The 5,443-nt window shown below is 67.8% G+C and carries 6 protein-coding genes; 5 read left to right on the top strand and 1 reads right to left on the bottom strand.

The window, feature by feature from the left end; genetic code table 11:
• Positions 1 to 202 (top strand): hypothetical protein (locus LQV45_RS16705; RefSeq protein WP_230007996.1); only part of this gene is annotated, 202 nt, incomplete at its 5' end.
• 10 nt (positions 203 to 212) lie between these two features.
• On the opposite strand, the gene coaA is transcribed toward LQV45_RS16705, so the two are convergent.
• The gene (gene coaA / locus LQV45_RS16710) at positions 213 to 1,178 is read right to left on the bottom strand and encodes a type I pantothenate kinase (RefSeq protein WP_230007997.1); all 966 of its coding nucleotides are present in this window, start codon (positions 1,176 to 1,178) and stop codon (positions 213 to 215) included.
• A gap of 145 nt (positions 1,179 to 1,323) precedes the next feature.
• On the opposite strand from coaA, the gene glmS reads away from it, so the two are divergent.
• The 4 genes from glmS to LQV45_RS16730 form a co-directional block, all read left to right on the top strand.
• The gene (glmS, locus tag LQV45_RS16715; RefSeq protein ID WP_230007998.1) at positions 1,324 to 3,216 is read left to right on the top strand and encodes a glutamine--fructose-6-phosphate transaminase (isomerizing); all 1,893 of its coding nucleotides are present in this window, start codon (positions 1,324 to 1,326) and stop codon (positions 3,214 to 3,216) included.
• 4 nt (positions 3,217 to 3,220) lie between these two features.
• On the top strand, positions 3,221 to 3,568 hold the full coding sequence (locus LQV45_RS16720; protein ID WP_018773713.1) for a holo-ACP synthase: 348 nt from the start codon (positions 3,221 to 3,223) through the stop codon (positions 3,566 to 3,568).
• 68 nt (positions 3,569 to 3,636) lie between these two features.
• Positions 3,637 to 5,175, top strand: coding sequence for an NAD(P)H-hydrate epimerase (locus LQV45_RS16725; protein ID WP_230007999.1), 1,539 nt, complete (start codon positions 3,637 to 3,639; stop codon positions 5,173 to 5,175).
• 91 nt (positions 5,176 to 5,266) lie between these two features.
• Positions 5,267 to 5,443: hypothetical protein (locus tag LQV45_RS16730; protein WP_230008000.1), on the top strand; the 177-nt coding region annotated here is incomplete at its 3' end.

Here is a 5,443-nt window from a genome sequence, read left to right on the forward strand (position 1 = left end):
CGCGGCGGCGGCGGTCGGCGTCGAACTGCCCGTGCCCGGCGTCGGCCCCGGCGTGCCGGACGGCGTGAAGGACTGGGCCGGGGTGCAGGCGGACAGCGCCGCGAGGCCCGTGCCCGCCAGTAGGAGGCGGCTGAAAGCCCGGCGGCTCGGCGATTCCGGGCCGGCTTCCTGCCGTCCCGCCGTCCCGTCCGCTTCGTCGTAGCACATCTGTGCTAGACCTTCCTCAGCAGCATCCGGCGGATGGAGTGGTCGGCGTCCTTGGTGAGGACCAGTTGCGCGCGGCCCCGGGTCGGGAGGACGTTTTCCTCGAGGTTGGGCTCGTTGATGCGCTTCCAGATCTCACGGGCGGTCTCTTCGGCCTCGGCATCGGAGAGTGTTGCGTAACGGTGGAAGTACGATTCCGGCTGGGCGAAGGCTGTGCTCCGCAGTTTGCGGAACCGGTCTGCGTACCACTCCTCGATATACGAGGTCTTCGCGTCAACGTAGATGAAAAAAACGAAGAAGTCGCTCAGGGCCAGGCCCTGCCTGCCGTCCTGCCGCGGCCGGGCCGGGGCCAGGACGTTCAGCCCCTCGACAATCAGCACGTCCGGGCGGCGCACCACCACTTCCTTGCCGGGGACGATGTCATAGGTGACGTGGGAATACCAGGGGGCCCGGACCTCCTCGGCGCCGCCCTTGATCTCGCTCACGAAGCGCAGCAGGGCACGGCGGTCGTAGGACTCCGGAAAACCCTTGCGCTCGAGCAGTTGCCGGCGCTTGAGCTCGGCGAGCGGGTAGAGGAATCCGTCCGTGGTGATGAGCTCCACGTTGGGGGTTCCGGGCCAGCGCCGGAGCATTTCGCGCAGGACGCGGGCGATGGTGGACTTGCCTACGGCCACCGAACCGGCCACGCCGATCACGAACGGCGTGCGCTGGGTGCTTTCGCCGAGGAAGGTGGTGGTGGCCGCGTGAAGCTGGCCCGCGGCTTCCACATAAAGGTGCAGGAGCCGGGACAGCGGCAGGTAGACCTCGCGCACTTCCTTGATGTCGAGGGGGTCCCCGAGGCCGCGAAGGCGGAACACATCCTCTTCATTAAGGGGCTGCTCCATCTGGGCAGCGAGCCGGGACCAGGTCTGCCGGTCCAGCTCCACGAACGGGGAGACACCTTCCCCGTTCGCTTCATTGCGTTGCAAAGTCACCCTAGAGATTCTGCCCTTCACAACGCCGAGAGCGAAATGGACTGGCCGGTGGAAGCCGGGGCAGGCCGTCCTGAGCCTCGCGCAGGGGCCTTCACGCCCCGCCGTCCCACGTCCTCCCTCCCGGAAACCCGCTAGGCTTATGACCATGTGTGGAATCGTTGGATATGTGGGCCACTCAGATGGCCGGGTAAATGCTGGACACAATGCCTTGGACGTTGTCCTTGAAGGATTGCGGCGCCTGGAGTACCGCGGCTACGACTCCGCGGGTATCGCTGTTGTGGCCGATGGCACGATTTCTTCCCGGAAGAAGTCCGGCAAACTGAGCAACCTCATTGCGGAGCTGGACGCCCGCCCGCTGCCGGAATCCCTCACGGGAATCGGCCACACGCGCTGGGCGACGCACGGCGGCCCGACGGACCAGAACGCGCACCCGCACCTGTCCGACGGCGGCAAGCTGGCCCTGATCCACAACGGCATCATCGAGAACTTTGCCGAGCTCAAGCTCGAGCTCCAGCGCAGGGGCGTCACCTTCGAATCCGAGACCGACACGGAAGTGGCGGCCGCCCTGCTCGGGGACATCTACCGGAACCAGCTCGGCGGTGACGCCGGCAACGGCGGCCTCACCCGGGCCATGCAGCTTGCCTGCCAGCGGCTCGAAGGCGCTTTCACGCTCCTCGCAGTCCACGCCGACCAGCCCGACGTTGTGGTCGCTGCCCGCCGGAACTCCCCGCTCGTCGTCGGCCTCGGCGAAGGCGAGAACTTCCTCGGTTCCGACGTCTCCGGCTTCATCGACTACACCCGGCGCGCCGTGGAACTCGGCCAGGACCAGATCGTCACGATCACCGCCGACTCCGTGGAAATCACGGACTTCTACGGCGCCCCCGCCGAGGGCAAGGAATACCACGTCAACTGGGACCCGGCCTCGGCGGAAAAGGGCGGCTTCCCGTCCTTCATGGAAAAGGAAATCCACGACCAGCCGGATGCCGTGCTGCAGACCTTGCTGGGCCGCTCCGACATCCACGGCAAGCTGACGCTTGATGAGCTCCGCGTCGATCCGCAGCTGCTCAAGAACGTCAACAAGATCATCGTCCTCGCGTGTGGCACCTCCGCCTACGCCGGGCAGGTGGCGAAATACGCCATTGAGCACTGGTGCCGGATCCCCACCGAGGTCGAGCTCTCGCACGAATTCCGCTACCGGGATCCGATCGTGGACGAGAACACGCTGATTGTCTCCATCTCCCAGTCCGGCGAGACCATGGACACCCTCATGGCGGTCCGCTACGCCAAGGAACAGGGCGCCAAGACCGTCTCCATCTGCAACACCAACGGCTCCACCATCCCGCGCGAATCGGATGCCGTGCTCTACACGCACGCCGGACCCGAAATCGCCGTGGCCTCGACCAAGGCGTTCCTGGCCCAGATCACGGCCGCCTACCTGCTGGGCCTTTATTTGGCACAGCTGCGCGGCAACAAGTTCCAGGGCGAGATCAAGGACATCCTGGCCGACCTGGGCAAAATCCCGGCCAAGATCCAGCGCATCCTCGACAACGAGGCCCAGATCAAGGAACTCGGCCAGTCCATGGCTGACGCCAAGTCCGTGCTGTTCCTGGGCCGCCACGTCGGTTTCCCGGTGGCGATGGAGGGCGCGCTGAAGCTCAAGGAGCTCGCGTACATCCACGCCGAGGGCTTCGCCGCAGGAGAACTCAAGCACGGCCCGATCGCACTGATCGAGGAAGGCCAGCCCGTCTTCGTGGTGGTCCCGTCCCCGCGCGGCCGCGACTCGCTGCACTCCAAGGTGGTCTCCAACATCCAGGAAGTCCGTGCCCGCGGCGCCAAGACGATCGTGATCGCCGAAGAAGGCGACGAGGCCGTCAAGGCGTACGCCGAACACGTCTTCTACATCCCCGAGACCCCCACGCTCCTGGCGCCGCTGCTCGCAACGGTTCCGCTGCAGATCTTCGCCCTCGCACTCGCCTCGGCCAAGGGTTACGACGTGGACCAGCCACGCAACCTGGCCAAGAGCGTGACCGTAGAATAACGCCATGATTGTTGGCATAGGCGTAGACGTCGTAGACATTGAGCGGTTCGGGCGCCAGCTCGAGCGCACCCCCGGGCTGCGCGACAGGCTGTTCGTCCCCGCCGAGCGGGAACTGAACACGCGGTCCCTCGCCGCGCGGTTTGCCGCGAAGGAGGCCGTGGCCAAGGTGCTGGGGGCGCCGGCCGGCATGAACTGGCAGGACTGCTGGATTGGGCTGGACCAGAACGGCCCCACCGTCCAGGTCAAAGGCACCGTGCTGGCCGTGGCGGAGTCCAAGGGCGTCAAGCGCTGGCACTTGTCCATGAGCCACGACGGCGGGATCGCCACGGCGACGGTTGTCGCCGAAGGCTGAGACGGCCGTCCAGGCAGAACCGGCCCCAGCGCCGAGCATTCCCCAGCGACCGCGAATGGACTGAAACCATGATCAGCGCCTACACCGGAACCCAAGTGCGAGAGGCCGAAAAGCCATTTCTCGACGACACACTGGGCTCCGGTGCGGGCGCTGTTCTTATGCAGCGGGCCGCGTACGGCCTCGCCAACGCTGTGATCCGCGAATTGCGGAGCCGCGGGCAGCGGCTGTACGGCTCCAGCGTGGCCGTGCTGGCGGGCAAGGGCAACAACGGCGGAGACGGGCTCTTCGCCGCCGCGCTGCTGGCCCGCCGCGGCATGCGCACGACGGCGGTGCTCACCGCGGGCGCGGCCCACGACGCCGGGCTGGCGGCGTTCCGGAAGGCCGGCGGCCATGCCGTGGCCCTCACCGGTGACAACGCTGCCGAACTCGCCGCGCTGGCCGGCGGCGCCGACGTCGTGATCGACGCAGTCCTCGGGACCGGAGCCCAGGGCGGGCTGCGCGGACCGGCCGCCGAACTGGTCGCGGCCCTGGAGCGTTCCCGGCCAGGCTCCCGTTCCCCCTTGGTGGTGGCCTGCGATATCCCCAGCGGGGTGGACGCGGACACGGGGGAGGCGCACGCGCCGGTGCTGGCGGCCGACATGACGGTGACCTTTGGGGCCGCCAAGGCCGGCCTGCTGGCGGACCCGGGCGCGGACTTCGCGGGCGCCATCCGGGTGGTCCCGATCGGAATCGAGCAGGCGCTGCCATGGCCGTCCCTGCGACGGCTTGAGGCCGCAGACCTGTCCGCCCTCCTGCCACGCCCGCAGCGGCGGGCGCACAAGTACTCCCGGGGGGTGCTGGGGGTGGTCGCGGGCTCCGGCGCTTATCCCGGCGCCGCGGTGCTGGCCTGCCAGGGCGCCCTGGCAGCCGGCGCCGGAATGGTGCGTTACCTGGGGCCGCCGGACGTCGCCGACCTGGTCCGCCGTTCCTGTCCCGAGGTGGTGTGCAGCACCGGCGCCGTGGCCGACACGCACGTGCAGGCGTGGCTCGTTGGCTCCGGACTCGATGACTCCGATGAGGAGCAGTTGCAGCGCGCCCGTGACGCCGCAGACTCGGGCCTGCCGACGATCGCCGACGCCGGCGCGTTGCCGGCCCTGCCTGATGTGCTCGCCCCGCAAGTGATCCTGACACCCCACGCCGGCGAACTGTCGGCATTGCTTCAGCGCCTCGGGGCTGGGTTGGACCGCTCCGCCGTCGAAGCATCCACCCTCAGCGCTGTGCGGCGGGCTGCGGGCCTGACTGAAGCCACCGTGCTGCTCAAGGGCGCCACGACCCTTGTGGCCTCCCCCTTCCAGGACTTCTTCAGCCAGTCCGAAGGCACGCCCTGGCTCGCCACGGCAGGCAGCGGCGACGTCCTGGCCGGAGTCATCGGCGCGCTGCTGGCCCAGTTGGGCGCCGACGTCGGGCGCTTCGGTGCTTATGACATCGACCCCGACGCCAGATGGGCGGCGATCGCGGCGATGGCAGCCAGCATCCACGGTCTTGCCGGAGTCCGGGCTTCCCGCGGGGGGCCATTGACCGCAACGGCCATCGCGCGTGCCGTTCCGGAGGTGATGCGGGAGCTGTAACAAACGGGGGCGCTCCGAGCGCCCGGGCAAATACTAACCCTACTTACAAGTAGTCTGTCTAGAGAATATTCGTTCCGCACGAGGAGTACACATGGAAGTCTGGCCCGGATCGGCTTACCCGCTGGGAGCCACTTTTGACGGCACTGGCACCAACTTTGCCCTGTTCAGCGAGCGTGCCGAGCGGGTGGAACTGTGCCTCCTCGCTGACGACCTCACCGAAACCCGGATCGAACTGACCGAAGTGGACGGCTACGTGTGGCACTGCTAC

The sequence above is a fragment of the Microbacterium sp. Bi128 genome (genome assembly GCF_918698205.1).

Bases quoted from the DNA above. Each gene is read 5' to 3' on its own strand.
- LQV45_RS16720 (WP_018773713.1), top strand. From the start codon at position 3,221: ATGATTGTTGGCATAGGCGTAGACGTCGTAGACATTGAGCGGTTCGGG.
- glmS (WP_230007998.1), top strand. From the start codon at position 1,324: ATGTGTGGAATCGTTGGATATGTGGGCCACTCAGATGGCCGGGTAAAT.
- LQV45_RS16725 (WP_230007999.1), top strand. From the start codon at position 3,637: ATGATCAGCGCCTACACCGGAACCCAAGTGCGAGAGGCCGAAAAGCCA.